This is a genomic window from Catellatospora tritici (assembly GCF_019083965.1).
Classification (GTDB): Bacteria; Actinomycetota; Actinomycetes; order Mycobacteriales; family Micromonosporaceae; genus Catellatospora; species Catellatospora tritici.
This window is the reverse complement of sequence record NZ_JAHRCY010000002.1, coordinates 455,772-468,267: the sequence shown is the minus strand read 5'-3', so window position 1 is coordinate 468,267 and position 12,496 is coordinate 455,772. Positions and strand designations below refer to the sequence as shown.

Genomic DNA, 12,496 nt, shown 5'->3' with positions numbered 1-12,496 from the left:
GTACGAATCTAGAGGGTGACGGCCCTCAGCGCAGCAGCCGCCTGCTCGGGCGCGATGTCATTCACCCAGGCGCCCATCGACGACTCCGACCCGGCCAGGTACTTCAGCTTCCCCGGCGCGCGGCGGCTGCTGAAGATGCGCAGGTGCAGGTAGCCCAGCTCGCGGTCGGTGCTGACGGGCGCCTGGTGCCAGCCCGCGACGTAGGGCATGGGCAGGTCGAACAGGCCGTCCAGGCGGCGGGCCACCTCCGACCACAGGGGCGCGCACGCGTCCAGTTCGGTCTCGGTGAGCGCGGCGAGGTCGGGCACGTGCCGGTGCGGGGCGAGGTGGATCTCGTACGGCCAGCGTGCCGCGTACGGGACGAAGGCGGTCCAGAACTCGTTGGCGGCCACCACCCGCTCGCCGGACGCCCGCTCGGCGGCGAGCAGGTCGGCGTAGAGGTTGGTGCCGGTGCCCAGGTCCCGGTGGCGGCGGGCGGCGTCGAGGTAACGCCGGGTCACCGGGGTGACGTACGGGTAGCCGTAGATCTGGCCGTGCGGGTGGTGCAGCGTCACGCCGATCTCGACGCCCCGGTTCTCGAAGCAGAACACCTGCTCGACCCCGCCCAGGGCGGACAGCTCGGCGGTGCGGTCGGCCAGCACGCTCAGCACCGTGCGTACCCGGGACACGGGCAGGTCCCGGAAGGACGCGTCGTGGTCGGGGGAGAAGCAGACGACCTCGCAGCGGCCCGACTCGCCCGAGAACGACGGGAACCGGTTCTCGAACACCACCACGTCGTAGTCGTCGGCGGGCACCTCGGTCTGGAACTCGGCGGTCGACGGGCACAGCGGGCACTCGGCGGTCGACGGCAGCAGCGGCCGCCCCTGCCGGTGCGCGGCGACCGCGACCCACTCGTCGGTCAGCGCGTCGAAGCGTAGCTGGGCCGGGGGCGGTGGCGGGGGCAGTTCGCGCTGGTCGACGGTGGCGCGGACCGCGTCGTCACGCTCGTCGAAGTAGATGAGTTCACGGCCGTCGGCCATGGTTACGGAGGTTCGCTTCATGGTCTCTCACTGGTTGGTCAGTTCGACGGCGCACAGCTCCCGTACCCCCTCGGGGGGTTCGGTGTCGGTGATGAGCAGGTGCACCGCGGGCAGTGACACGATCGAGGCGATGCCGAGGGTGTCCCACTTGGTGTGGTCGGCCACCACGATCAGGCGGCGGGTGGCGCGGACCAGCGCCCGGTTGGTCTCGGCCTCGAGCAGGTTCGGCGTGGTCAGCCCGGCCTCGACGCTCATCCCGTGCACACCGAGGAACAGCTGGTCGACGTGCAGGTCGTGCAGGGCGGCGATGGCGATCGGACCCACCAGGGCATCGGAGGGGGTACGGGTGCCGCCGGTGAGCACCACCGTCTGGTCCGGACGGCCGGAGCGGTAGAACACGTCGGCGACCGGGATCGAGTTGGTGACCACGGTCAGCCCCGGCACGTCGACCAGCCGCTGGGCGATGCGCACCGTGGTGGTGCCCGCCGACAGCGCGATGGCACTGCCCGGCTGCACATGCGCGGCGGCGGCCTCGGCCAGCGCGGCCTTCTCCGCGCGCTGGCGTTCGGCCTTGGCGGCGAAGCCGGGCTCGTCGGCGACGCCCGACGGGGGCGCGGTCGCCCCGCCGTGCACCTTGATCACCAGGCCGCGTTCGGCCAGGACTTCGAGGTCACGGCGGATGGTCATGTCGGAGACGCCGAGCTCGGCGACGAGATCGGCCACGCGCACGCCACCGGCCCGGCGGACCTGCGCGAGGATCGCCTGCTGACGCTGCGGCGCGAGCACCGGGCCTCCCGAATTCACCAACTTCCAACAAGGTTCAACACCGTATCGTACGTCAGTGCACACGGGCAATGGTGAGTAGCGCTCAGATGCCGTGCCCCCGGCGGTGCAGCGCGGACAGCACGGTCTCCACCTTCACGGCACCGGTGATGGCGGCCAGAGCGATCGCGGCGCGCGGCTCGCGCCAGTTGTTGCGTACCGTCTCGCGGGTCCAGCGCCAGGCCTGCTTGCGGTCGCCCGCCGCCGCCGACCAGCAGGCCAGCTGCCCGTAGACCCGGGCGGCCCCCGGGCGGCAGCCGGAGATCTCCGGGTGGCGGGCCATCATCCAGCGCAGCGACGAGATCTTGGTCGTGTACTCGTACGCGTAGAAGCTGCTGCGTCCCCACAGCACCCGCACCAGCGGCTCGTCCACGTGCACGATCGGGTGCCGCCGGGCGGCCCGCAGCAGTAGGTCCCAGTCCTCGTTCTGGCTGCCCGGGGCGTCCTCGGCCACCGGGCCGATCACCCCGTCCTCCAGCAGCGCCTCGCGCAGCGCCAGGAAGCCCGAGGAGTGCAGCATCGACATCCGCGAGCGCGACAGCTGCTCGACGGTGACCGCGGCCGTCCCAGCCAGCCGCGGGTGCACCTGCTGCTCGAACTCGACCTCGACGGCGCACGTCGCGAACTCCGCGCCCGGCGTACGCACCAGCGCGTCGACCTGGCGGCGCAGCTTCGACGGGTGCCATACGTCGTCGTCGTCGCAGAACGCGACCAGCTCGGTGTCCAGCGCCATGATGCCGGTGTTGCGCGCCCCGGCCAGGCCGGGCTGGCGCCAGTTGGCCAGCACCATCACCGGCCGGTCGTCGGCGTCGGCCAACCGCCAGTCGGGCTCGGCCTGGTCGAACACCACGATGACGCGCAGCGGGCCGGGGTAGTCCTGTGCCCGCACCGCGGCCAGGGTGCGGCGCAGCAGCTCGGGGCGGTCGCGGGTCGGGACGACCACGCCGACCGCGGGCCAGTCACGCGGCATGTCGGCCGGCATGGCGGCCTGCTGCGGCACCGGCGCCCAGCCGGGGGCGGCGCCCGGGGCGGTCGGCCGGGTGTCGCGGTACCGTCCCGCGTTGACCTTCATCTTCATCGTCCCGCTCCTGTGCTGGTGTAATCGGAGATGCCGCGTCGGGCCGGGGGGATCGGCTGCGTGCTGCCCAGGGGGTAGCCGTACGCCTTGAGCAGCGGGGCGCAGACCGCGCCGACCAGGGCCCGCTGCCGGGGGAGCAGGCTGTCCCGCCAGGCGTCGTCGCGGCGCAGCTCGACCCGGCCGGTGGTGAACCGCATCGGGTTGCCCGCCGCGCTGTGCGCGCTGGTGAGCTCGACCGAGTGGGGGTCGAGGAAGCTCAGGTCCATCACCGACGGATCGAGCCCCGCGAACGCGGCCACCCGCCGTACGCTGCCGACCGGGTCGGCCAGGAAGTCCTCGTACCGCAGCCGCCGCACCGCGACCCCGCGTCGGCGCAGCAGGCCGAACGCGGCGTTGTGCGCGTTCCACAGCATCGCGCTGCGCGCCGGGGCGTAGCGGGTCATCTCGTCGCCGCCGTCAGCCTCGGGTCGCGCCACCTTCTTGGTCCACGAGTACGCCACCCCGCGCGCGTCCCGGACCACGTGCAGCACCCGCAGGTCGACCTCTTCGCAGTGGCGCAGGCAGTGGGCGAGCGCGCTGTGCTTGGACGAGTCGATCACGACGTTCGCGCCGGAGACCCGAGCCGCGGCGGCGTAGATCTTCGCGTAGTAGCCCGCGTACTCGGCGACCAGCGTGGTGAACTCCTTGGCGAACCGGCTCGACCCGGCCAGGCGCGGGATGTGCCGGGTGCGTTCGACCAGGTCGCGCAGGGCCAGGATGCGGTGTACGTCGACGCGGTGCCAGCCGCCGAAGGCCGAGATGCCGACGCGCTGCCAGAAGTCGCAGGCCGAGAAGTGCTGCCCGCAGCCGCAGCGCTCGTCGTCACGCAGGTCGCGCTGCCACAGGTGGACCACCTCGCCCAGCGCGCAGACCCCGGGCAGTTCGCCGAGCACCCGCTCGATCAGCGTCGTGCCACTGCGGCCGAGTCCACCTAGGAACAGCACCCTGGTCGTCGTCATACGTCCCCCACTGGCCGCGTCGCTGGGTCGCGACGCGCTCACGGCGTATAACGAGGCAACTACGGAGTAGGTCTGTATTGTCCATTTCGTGGCATTTACGGGGACTGTCTATGGCCGCCGGGTGCACCTCGCCGGGACCTGGTTCGACGCCGTGACCGAGGAAGCCGTCGCCGACCGCGTACTGGCTGCTCTCGAGCGCGGTGAAGGCGGCCGCATCATCACACCGAACGTCGACATCATGCGCCTGGCCACCGGTCGTGGCCTGCGCGCCGCCGAGGTGCGCGGCTTCCTCGACGACGCCAACATCATCGTCGCCGACGGCATGCCGCTGGTCTGGGCCAGCAGACTCGGCCGCAGCCCGCTACCCGAACGGGTGACCGGCTCCGGTCTGATCTGGAGCCTGTCGGCCGCCCTCGGCCGGGCCAACCGCTCCATCTACCTGCTGGGCGGGTCGCCGCCCCGGTCCGACGGCGGGATGGACGGGGCGGTCAAGGCCGCCTCGGTGCTGGCGTCGGCCTGCCCGGGGCTGCGGATCGCGGGACAGGTGGCGCCGCCGTTCGGATTCGACCTCGATCCGGACACGTGCGCGCGGGTGTATACCGACGTCATCGAGGCCAAGCCGGACCTGGTGTTCGTGGGGCTCGGGTTTCCGAAGCAGGAGCGGGTCATCTCGGATCTGCGGGCGGAGCTGCCGTTCACCTGGTTCCTGGGGTGTGGGGCGGCGGTCGGGTTCGTGGCGGGGGAGCTGCACCGGGCGCCGGGGTGGATGCAGCGCAGTGGGCTGGAGTGGGCGCATCGGCTGGCCCAGGAGCCGGGGCGGCTGGCGGGGCGGTATCTGGTCCGCGACATGCCGTACGCCATGCGCCTGCTCGCCGGAGCGGCCCTGCGCCGCCGGTAGCCCGTCTATGGTTCGGTGAACCTCACCATGGCCGGCGGTCGTCGAGCTGCGCCGCCTGGTGGACGGCAGGTATCAGCTGGTCACGCGTGCCGTCTCAGGGCAGACGTTCGAGATCCGCGAACCGTTCGCCGCCTCGTTCGACCCGGCGGTGCTGCTGGTGCCCCGAGCGTGACGGTCGGCGGCTGACGCCCAGGCGATCTCCGCGGCACAGTATGTGCTGAACCTGTTGCGGGAGACTTCGGTCATCGCGGCTGACCCGATCGGCTGATTTGCGGGTCATAGCGTGCCTTCGTCCCTTGCGCGACCTATCCTGCGATGGTGAACAACGTCGATGCCAGCTGGGCCGAGTCTGGTCGCAGCGATGCAGGTGGCGGGCAGTGTGTCGAGGTCCTGTTCGGGGCCGATACTGTTGCCATACGCGATTCCGGTGACCCGGACGGCCCGATGCTGGCCTTCTCCCGCGGTTCCTGGCAGTCCTTTCTCGACGCGATCAAACTGGGCGACCTGGATCATCCCGTGGCCATGACCGGCAGTCGCCCCGCCTCCGCGTTGCGCTGACCGCACCCGCTCACTCGATCCTGCCAACCCGCGCCATCGTCGCGCGGGCCTTCCGCGTGCAGTCGATCAGGAAGCTGTGCCGTCGACACGCCGTCGAACCGTGCCATAGGTTCATGATCAACGGGAGAGGGACTGGCGGAGGGCGGTTAGGGGGAGGGGGTCGTGGCGGAGGGAGAACTGGCCGGTGGGTTGGCGGTCGTCGGGGTCGGACTCGAAGTAGAGGGTGGCGCGGATCTGGGGGTTTGCCGCGAAGACGGCTGCTGCCTCGGTCAGCCAGGTGGCGCGTTGGGTGGGGGTCCAGGCGCGGGAGACGCCGTACTCGCCGATCATGATGGGTTTGGGGTGGGGGGCGGCCCAGCGGAGGAACGGTTTCAGCAGGTCGGCCATGGGGGTGAGGGTGGTGCCGGCGTAGGCGTCCACGCAGGTCCAGTCGACCTGGTCGTCACCGGGGTAGTAGGCGGGGGCGCGGCCGGAGGCGAAGCCCTCGACCGTCGGGCACCAGACCCAGGCGGCGTTGGTGGCGCCCTCGGCGGCGAACAGCTCGCGGGTGCGGCGCCAGGCGGCGATGAACTCCTGCGGCGAGCCGACCTCGACCACGAGGTTGGGGCGGTCCATCTCCCAGCGCAGGCGCAGGAGCACAGGGGCGCCGAGGTCGCGCACCTGGCGGGCGCGTTCGCGGATGACCTCGTCGTGCTGCCCGGTCAGCACCTGCGCGCTTTCGGCGCCGGTCCAGCTCAGCATCAGGGTGGCCCCGGCGTCGCGGAACTGCCGGTCCGAGACGGTGCCGATCTCCTCGTGCAGCCGCCGGTACGTGTTGACGATGTCCAGCCGCCGGTTGAGCCGCTGCTCGAAGTCGCGAACGGCCGCGAAGCGGCCGGCCTGGGTAAGACTCTCAGGGCGCACCCAGGCGCCCACCAGCGCGCCGCCGCGCGGCACCGGCACGGGTCCGGCGGCGAGGTCGGCGTCCGTCGCGATGCGCTGCGGGACCGGTGTGGTGGTGCCGCAGGTGGCGAGGGTCAACGCGGCCGCTATCGCGGCGGCGGCGCGCAGCAGGCGGAGCATCAGCCGTGGGTCCGGGTGCGGCGGGCGACGTAGAGCACGTTCACCGCCCAGCGACCGCCCCAGCCGGTGCGGGCGCACACGTCGTCGAGGACGCGGGCCAGGCCGCGCAGCCACGGGCGGCCGTACCAGCCCTGGGTGAACAGGGCGAAGCCGCGCTGCTCGACCACGGTGAAGCCGTGCCGGTCCAGCAGCTCGGCGACCTCGGTGTGGTCGAGTTCGGCGAACCAGGGGTCGCCCGCGTGCCGGTGGTGGCGCAGGTGCCGCAGCGAGTGCCGGTTGCCGTGGTTCTCCACCACCAGCAGGCCCGCGTCGTAGTTGGGCAGCACCTTCGCCGAGAACGCGATGGCCCGTTCGCGCACCTCGGGCTCCACATTGAGCAGCAGCCGGAAGATGGTCACCAGGGCCGGTGCCTCGGTGGGCTCCGGGTCGGGCACCTCGCCCGCGGCCTCGACCAGGTGCAGCTCCGCGTACGAGCCGACCTCCTCGGCCTTGGCCAGCATCGCGGCCGAGGTGTCGTACCCGTGGGCGCCGCGGACCAGGCCGTGCAGGATGCGGATGGCCCGGCCGGTGCCGCAGGCGAAGTCGTGCTGGACCGGGCGGCGGTAGGGGAACGCGCGTTTGGCCAGCCTGCGCAGGTAGGCGCGTTGGCGTCGATTGATCGCCGAGGCGTAACTGTCCGGGGCGTATACGACGTGCTCGTACTTCTCGACCGTCGCCTCGTCCTGGAAGATCTCGGTGTAGTCGGCGCGCATGCGGTGCAGGTCCTTTTCTGTACGGCGGTGGGTTGGCTAACCCCGGCGCTTGGCGCCGGAGGAGGTCGAGGGCCGGGCGGCCTGGAGCAGGGCGGGCAGCCCGAGCCGGTCCCGGAAGGTGCGCAGGCCGCCCACGTACACGCCGGTGGCCAGGGCGAGCGCGGCGCCGGTGCCCAGCGGTGAGGTCGGCAGCACCAGCCGCGTCAGCCAGGGCAGCAGCCCGAAGCTGGCCAGGGCCAGCCCCATCGCGGTGCGGGTGGCGGCGCCGAACGGGTGCAGGCCCAGCGAGCCCGCGAGCTGCGCCAGCGGCACCAGGTTGTTGACCGCCACCGCGGCGGCCAGGCCGTAGGCGGCGCCGAGCACACCGAGGCGCGGCACCGCGTACAGGTCGATGGCGACCATGACGGCGAGGGCGAGCAGCACGTTGGCGAGGTTCCAGGTGGTGCGCCCGGCCATCGACAGCACCATGTCGACCATGCCGCAGCCGGTGCCGATCAGCATCGCCACCGCGAGCACCCGCACCGCCGGGGCGGCCGAGACGTACGAGGCGCCGAAGACGCCCAGGTAGACGTCGGCGTAGTCCCACACCAGCAGGTGCAGCGGCCAGCAGATGAGCACCAGCCACGCGGTCGCGGTCTGGTACAGCCGTGCCGCCCCGGCCCGGTCGCCGACGGACAGGGTCTCGGCCAGCCTCGGCTGCACCGCCTGTGCGATCGAGCCGTTGGCCAGCTGACCGAGCACGATGAACCGTCCCGCCACCGCGTACGCCGCAGCGGGGGCGAGACCGGCCAGCCCGGCGACCATCAGCACGTCCACCCGCTGCAGCGCGGTCTGCGCGGAGTTGGCCAGCGCGCGCGGGGCCGTGTAGCGCCAGAACGCCGTGGCGACGGTGCGCCCCTCGATCCGGGCGGCCAGCCGCTCGCGCCGGTCCAGCAGCGGTTCGCGCTGCCAGCGCCGCCACACCAGGTACGCCGCGAGTACCACCACCGGCGCGTACGGCAGCACCCAGGCCAGGGCCCAGGTGGCCGTCGGCAGCGCCGCCTCGCTGAAGACGGCGAGCACGGCCAGCGCCCCGATGCCGACCAGTTGCATCGACGGGCGCAGGATCTTGTCGAGCAGCACGGTCGGCCGCATCTCCCGGTAACCGCGGGTCGCCGCGAGCAGCGCGTCGGTCAGCGCCGCGAGCGGCATGAACACGGCCAGGGCCGACAGCGGGGCGGCGTAGTCGGGCACGAAGTGCGCGGCGGTGAGCCATACCCCCGCGCCCAGCAGCGTGCCCAGCACGGCGACCGGCACCAGCCCGGCGCGCAGGCACGAACCGATCAGCTCGGGCCGCCCCTGGGCCCGCAGCCGGGCGGGCCAGTAGACCAGCGCGGTCGAGGTGCCCAGCCGGGCCACCCCGCCGACCAGTACGAACGCCGACGTGGCGGCGAAGAACGAGCCCGCCGCGTCCGGGCCGAGCCCGCGCGCGACCAGCCAGGTGACGCCGACCCCGGCCACGCCCGCCAGCGCCGCCCCGGCCAGGTTGGCCAGGCCGCCCCGGGCCACGCCCGCCACCCCGGGCGGCGGCGTCGGGGTGGACGCCGGGGCCAGCAGCTGGCCGGTCACCCGCGCCAGCTCGGGGTGCGGCCCAGCCAGTGCGCCAGCTCGGCGTCGTGCGGGGCATAGTGTGCGCGCAGCTCGGTGCGCAGTCGAGCGGGCATCGGCGCCGAGCGCGGCCGGGCGTTGTGCTGCTCGAAGTCGGGGTAGCCCAGCAGCGGCAGGCCGAGGAAGTCCAGCACCCGGTCGTAGGCGGGCTTGGGGTCGGTGAAGAACTGCTCGCTCTCCAGCACCAAAATCCGCTCCGGCGGGACCTCCTGGGCCAGTCGGCGCAGGTAGACGGCGTACTCGCCGCGGGCGCGATAGCCGTGGTGCTGGTGCGAGAACGAGTACGCGTGCTGGTCGGCCAGCATCCGCTCGCGCTGCCCGCGCAGCCGGACCGGTTCCAGGTCCAGCGCGGCGGCGAAGTCGGCCGTGGTCTCGAAGCCGCGGGCCAGCTCGTGCGCGTGCTGGGAGTAGGCGCGCTCGACCGGGTCGCGGACCAGCACGATCAGCTTCACGTCGGGCAGGTCGCGGGCGATCCGCGCGGCCGCGTGCGGGTGGTAGAGGTAGTACGGACTGGACTCGAACGTCTGCACCGGCACGCCCAGCTCACGCTCCAGGCGGGCGGCGGTGCGCCGCAGCGGGAAGTGGCCCTGATACCAGGCCAGGCCCCGGTGGTAGCTGGTGTCGAAGTAGTGCACGCCCTTGTGCAGCACCGCCTTGAGCACGGCCGGATGGGCGGCCATGGCACGGTACAGCGAGGTGGTCCCGCAGCGTTGGCCGCCGCAGATCAGGAACGACGGCAGCATCCGCGCGCCCGAGGTCAGCCAACCGACCGACCGCGAGCCGAGGTGGACCACCTTCTTCACCGACTCCGGCACGTGCGCAGACTTCACCGCTGCCTCCTCGGGCGGGCTGGGGGAACGCTCGACGTCACAGGTGGGCGACCTTGCGGATGAGCACGGGCAGCAGCCACGTCCCCAGCACCCCGAGCCGGGCGCCCGCCTCGGCCTGCCGGTCGGTGAGGTAGCGGGTGGCCAGGTCGGCCAGGTACAGCAGGGCCACCACCTCGGCGCTGCCCGGCACCACCTCGAACGGCTCCAGCAGCGCCGGGGCGCGGCGCACCGTGCCCTCGACCGCGGTCTGCGGGTCGACCCCGTCCTGGAGCTGCCGCTGCAGGTCGTAGTGGACGGCGTCGAAGCCCAGCGGCACCCCGGGGGTGAACCGCTCCCAGTCCCAGACCAGCAGCGATCCATTGAGGTTGGCCATGTTCCAGGGCGCCCAGTCGCCGTGCCAGGCGCCGTAGCGCAGGCTCAGTTCGGAGCAGCGCTCGACCAGGAAGCGGGCGGCCTGTGACAGCTGGGCCACCTCCGGGGCGGCCCGGTCGGCGGCGGCGGTGTCGGCCTCCAACTGGCACAGCCGGTTGCGCAGGTCCGCCCAGTACGGGCTGGTCGCCAGCCAACCCTGGGTCAGCCCGCAGGCGGCGGCGACCTCGGCCATCGCCCGCTGTAGCCGGGCCGGGGTGAGCGCGGCGCGCGGCTGCCACACCGGCAGCGCCGACTGCACCAGCACCTGGGTGCCGCGCCACTGACCGGCGTGCAGGATGCTCGGCACGGTCACCTCGGACAGCTGCACGTGCGACAGCGCGGACAGCGCCGCGGTCTCGGCGCGTACCAGGCGCCGCGTGAGCGGGCCGACGCCGAGCTTGGCGAAGCCGATGGTCTGCCCGTCCGGGCTGATCAGCTGCAGCACCGGCTTGCGGTTGGCCCGCGCCGGTCCGATGTGGATGCTGACGCGCACGTCGGTGCCCAGCGCCTGGCGCAGGAACGCGTCGATGGTGTCGCCGCCCCCGGCCGGGCTGGTCAGGCGCACCCGGTCGCGCAGCACCGCGGGCCAGGCACCGGACTGCAGCGCCACCGCGACGGCGTCGCGCTTGAACTTGGCCAGGCGGCTCTGCGGCTCGGCGAAGCGGCGCACCGCGGCGGCCGCGACGCGGCGCGAGCCGAGCGGCACCAGCAGTTTGGGGCGGCGCGCGTCGGGGATCACCACGTACTCGGCGACGCGGGTGCCGGGGGCACCGGTGCTGGAGCACTGGGGGTAGAGCAGTTGCAGCACCTCGCGCAGGAACTGGCCGCGCAGCTGCGCATCGGACCGGGTGAGCTGCGCCGGGGCGGTGCTGATCGGGCTCATGCGGCCGTCCTCAGGTTCTGCTCGCCCACGCCGATCCTCCCGGTTTTGTCCGTTATGTCCTCCGGGCTCAACGGAAGAGTCCGGGGATCGGTGCGGGGGATCGGGGCGCGAAAAGGACGGCGGCGTCAGGCGGCCGTACGGGTCTGCTCGTTGCGCCAGAGCAGCACGTACCCGAGGAAGGTGAACGCCAGCGGCGTGACCAGGGAGTTGTACCAGAGCGCGGCCACGAAAGAGCCCGCGATCGCGGCCGTGGCCGCCAACCCGATCGCCGACCGGTCGCGCCGGAACCGCCACAGCGCGTACCCGAAGAACCCGAAGTAGGTCACCGTGCCGACCAGCCCGTGCGCGAACAACAGCTGCCACAGCTGCCCGTTGCCGCCCACGGTGAAGTTGCCGCAGCGCTCGCACGCCGCCGACTCGCCCACGGTGATCGAGTTCCGGCCGCCCACGGTGTTTCGGGTCGACCCGAAGCCCAGCACCGGCGACTCGGCGAACCCGGCCAGCGCTCGCTCGGTGAGGAACATGCGTACGCCGTTGGACTTGCCGTTGTCCATGCGCCGCTCGACCACGTCGCCCAGCGGGGTGGCGGCCAGCGCCACGACCAGCCCGGCGCCGACCACCCCCAGCGCGATCAGGGCACGGACCCGTCCGGCCAGCGCCTGACGGATGGCGACGAACACGGCCGTGACGCCCAGCCCGATCCACAGCCCCCGGTTGAGTGAGTGGACCACCGGGATCACCGACACCACCAGCGTGGCCACGGCCAGTACCCGGGTGCGCACCGAGGTCCGGTACGCGAACGCGGCCACCGCGAACCACACCACCAGCAGGCAGAAGTTGTTGCCCCAGGTGTTGGTGTAGCCCCACGGCGCGGCCGGGCGGGGCGCCGGGTCGCCGACCAGGTCCATGATCTGCGCCGCGTACGGGTGGACCAGCGACTTCACGAAGCTCTTGCCGCGTACCCCGTCGGGCAGCAGCAGCTCGAACGGCGAGGTGAACTCGAACGACCCCGCGAACGTGCCCAGCAGCCCGCCCGCGACGGTCACCCCGAACAGCCAACCCAGCAGGTTGACCAGCCGCCGCTGGGTGAGCGCCCTGGTGGACAGGTTTCCGGCGTAGACCAGCAGGATCGTCAGTGCCGCGTACTGGATCACCCGGAACGCCACCGCGGTGATCCGGTCGCCGAACCCGGCGACCACGGTCCCCTCCGGGTCGACGTCCAGCACGGCCAGCCCGGCGACCACCGTCGCGCAGAACGCCAGCCACAGCCAGAAGCCAGGGGGCAGCCGCACCGGCCGACCCGAGGCGTGGCGGCGCCACAGCTGCACCGCCATCGGCACGGCGGCGATCGGGAAGACCAGCACACCCAGGCCCAGTGCCCACCACAGCGGATACAGCGCCAGCAGTAGGGTCAGCGGCCAGCCGGGTCCGAGCAGCGACCTGAACCCGGTGCGGGCGGGCGGGGGACCGGCCGGTAGCGCCGTCACCGGCGCCGAGGCCAGTCCGCCAGTGGCTCGTCTGGACGATCCGCCGGGACG

Annotated in this window: 12 protein-coding genes; 2 read left to right on the top strand and 10 right to left on the bottom strand. The window is 72.8% G+C overall.

The genetic code is table 11. The features are described from left to right. Window positions 1-8: 8 nt before the first annotated feature. From galT to KUA19_RS05930, 4 genes are all read right to left on the bottom strand, one after another. Window positions 9-1,040, bottom strand: coding sequence for a galactose-1-phosphate uridylyltransferase (gene galT, locus KUA19_RS05945; RefSeq protein ID WP_217395074.1), 1,032 nt, complete (start codon window positions 1,038-1,040; stop codon window positions 9-11). Window positions 1,041-1,046: 6 nt separating this feature from the next. Next, on the bottom strand, window positions 1,047-1,805 hold the full coding sequence (locus KUA19_RS05940) for a DeoR/GlpR family DNA-binding transcription regulator (protein ID WP_217395073.1): 759 nt from the start codon (window positions 1,803-1,805) through the stop codon (window positions 1,047-1,049). A gap of 82 nt (window positions 1,806-1,887) precedes the next feature. After that, a complete protein-coding gene (locus tag KUA19_RS05935; protein WP_254548677.1) occupies window positions 1,888-2,919 on the bottom strand; it encodes a glycosyltransferase family 2 protein in 1,032 nt (343 codons plus the stop codon). After that, window positions 2,916-3,917: a sulfotransferase gene (locus KUA19_RS05930; protein WP_217395072.1), complete on the bottom strand. Its 1,002-nt coding sequence runs from the start codon at window positions 3,915-3,917 to the stop codon at window positions 2,916-2,918. The genes KUA19_RS05935 and KUA19_RS05930 overlap by 4 nt, the downstream gene beginning before the upstream one ends. Window positions 3,918-4,005: 88 nt before the next feature. On the opposite strand from KUA19_RS05930, the gene KUA19_RS05925 reads away from it, so the two are divergent. Together KUA19_RS05925 and KUA19_RS05920 are read left to right on the top strand one after the other, a co-directional pair. Further along, window positions 4,006-4,815 (top strand): WecB/TagA/CpsF family glycosyltransferase, encoded by an 810-nt coding sequence (locus KUA19_RS05925; RefSeq protein ID WP_308167350.1) that lies wholly within the window; start codon window positions 4,006-4,008, stop codon window positions 4,813-4,815. Window positions 4,816-5,133: 318 nt separating this feature from the next. Continuing rightward, window positions 5,134-5,373: a DUF397 domain-containing protein gene (locus KUA19_RS05920; protein ID WP_308167349.1), complete on the top strand. Its 240-nt coding sequence runs from the start codon at window positions 5,134-5,136 to the stop codon at window positions 5,371-5,373. A gap of 117 nt (window positions 5,374-5,490) precedes the next feature. Here KUA19_RS05920 and KUA19_RS05915 read toward each other — a convergent pair whose 3' ends face one another. The 6 genes from KUA19_RS05915 to KUA19_RS05890 all read right to left on the bottom strand — a co-directional run bounded on the left by KUA19_RS05915 (window position 5,491) and on the right by KUA19_RS05890 (window position 12,445). Then, the gene (locus tag KUA19_RS05915; protein ID WP_217395070.1) at window positions 5,491-6,435 is read right to left on the bottom strand and encodes a glycoside hydrolase family 26 protein; all 945 of its coding nucleotides are present in this window, start codon (window positions 6,433-6,435) and stop codon (window positions 5,491-5,493) included. Further along, window positions 6,435-7,187, bottom strand: coding sequence for a class I SAM-dependent methyltransferase (locus tag KUA19_RS05910; RefSeq protein ID WP_217395069.1), 753 nt, complete (start codon window positions 7,185-7,187; stop codon window positions 6,435-6,437). The genes KUA19_RS05915 and KUA19_RS05910 overlap by 1 nt, the downstream gene beginning before the upstream one ends. Window positions 7,188-7,223: 36 nt before the next feature. Further along, window positions 7,224-8,795, bottom strand: coding sequence for a lipopolysaccharide biosynthesis protein (locus KUA19_RS05905; RefSeq protein WP_308167348.1), 1,572 nt, complete (start codon window positions 8,793-8,795; stop codon window positions 7,224-7,226). Beyond that, window positions 8,792-9,664 carry a sulfotransferase family protein gene (locus tag KUA19_RS05900; RefSeq protein WP_308167347.1) on the bottom strand — a complete coding sequence of 291 codons (873 nt, stop codon included), beginning with the start codon at window positions 9,662-9,664 and terminating at the stop codon, window positions 8,792-8,794. Before KUA19_RS05900 ends, KUA19_RS05905 begins: the two co-directional genes overlap by 4 nt. A gap of 37 nt (window positions 9,665-9,701) precedes the next feature. Beyond that, window positions 9,702-10,958 carry a hypothetical protein gene (locus KUA19_RS05895; protein ID WP_217395068.1) on the bottom strand — a complete coding sequence of 419 codons (1,257 nt, stop codon included), beginning with the start codon at window positions 10,956-10,958 and terminating at the stop codon, window positions 9,702-9,704. Window positions 10,959-11,083: 125 nt separating this feature from the next. Further along, window positions 11,084-12,445, bottom strand: a complete 1,362-nt coding sequence (locus KUA19_RS05890) for an O-antigen ligase family protein (protein WP_217395067.1) — start codon at window positions 12,443-12,445, stop codon at window positions 11,084-11,086. Window positions 12,446-12,496: the final 51 nt, after the last annotated feature.